Source organism: Pseudomonas sp. 2995-1 (assembly GCF_002742505.1).
Taxonomy (GTDB): domain Bacteria; phylum Pseudomonadota; class Gammaproteobacteria; order Pseudomonadales; family Pseudomonadaceae; genus Aquipseudomonas; species Aquipseudomonas sivasensis.
Genome location: NZ_LJSA01000521.1, coordinates 1 through 303, shown reverse-complemented (window position 1 = coordinate 303; position 303 = coordinate 1). Strand labels below are relative to the sequence as shown.

1 protein-coding gene is annotated in these 303 nt (G+C 41.3%); it reads right to left on the bottom strand.

The annotated features are described in order from the left end of the window. Positions 1-303 (bottom strand): hypothetical protein (locus tag AOA61_RS31950; protein ID WP_218197389.1); only part of this gene is annotated, 303 nt, incomplete at both ends.

The window sequence follows — 303 nt, the reverse complement described above, 5'->3', positions numbered from 1 at the left end:
CATCCAAAACAGCAAAATGGCACTGCGATTGGTAAATATTCTGTAGTACTGCTTCCTTCCTCGTCATGTCCCCTTCCCTCAAATCCTCAATTCTAGCATCGAAGAAATATGGTAGTTCCGTTAAAAGCGTGACACAGTCTGCACTCACTTTTGATGCATAATCAGAACTTGAAGTCCCATTCTTAAAAGTTGGGGCCTCCCCTGTATATTTTTCAGTGAAATCATATGCTTCGGCAATCGTCATGTTTTTAAAAACTGCGGGAGCAAACTTTGTAATAAATGGCTCTTCTGGCTCTCCTAGAT